The organism is Falsirhodobacter sp. alg1 (assembly GCF_000739715.2).
Classification (GTDB): Bacteria; Pseudomonadota; Alphaproteobacteria; order Rhodobacterales; family Rhodobacteraceae; genus Falsirhodobacter.
In genome coordinates this window covers 1-494 of the sequence record NZ_BBJC02000131.1, presented here as the reverse complement: position 1 = coordinate 494, position 494 = coordinate 1, and the positions used below count along the sequence as shown (strand labels likewise).

Annotated in this window: 1 protein-coding gene; it reads left to right on the top strand. The window is 64.5% G+C overall.

Annotated features, from left to right (window positions below; all coding sequences use genetic code 11):
• Positions 1-60: 60 nt before the first annotated feature.
• Positions 61-494: methionyl-tRNA formyltransferase (locus TR36_RS15365; protein ID WP_275477453.1), on the top strand; the 434-nt coding region annotated here is incomplete at its 3' end.

Sequence of the window (494 nt, the reverse complement as noted above, 5' to 3'; positions counted from 1 at the left end):
GGCCACAGGCCCATGGCCTGTGGACGAACGAGACCTTTTTGNCCCCTGCGCGAAAGGCTCTTGTCGGAAAGACTGGCGGCAGCCGGATATTTCTGCGGGTTGATCGGGCGCAACCACCTTGCGCCTGTCAATGGCTGGCGGACCGAGGCACGCCGCGATGATGATGGATACCGGCTGTGGGAATGGGGCTCTTTGTTGCCGCGCTGGCGCGGGGCTGCGCCGATCCATCGTGCAATTCTGGCGGGGGATGCGGAAACAGGCATTTGCATCATGCAAATGGAGGCGGGGCTGGACACCGGACCCGTTATCCTGCGGGAGGCGCTGCCGATCGGCCCTACGGATACGACTGCCGATCTGCATGACAGGCTGGCCGCCATGGGGGCGCGCATGATCGGGCAGGCCATCGCAGCCCCGCAGACGCCCGTCACCCAATCCGACGCGGATGTGACCTATGCCGCCAAGATCGACAAGTCCGAAGCCCGGATTGACTGGAC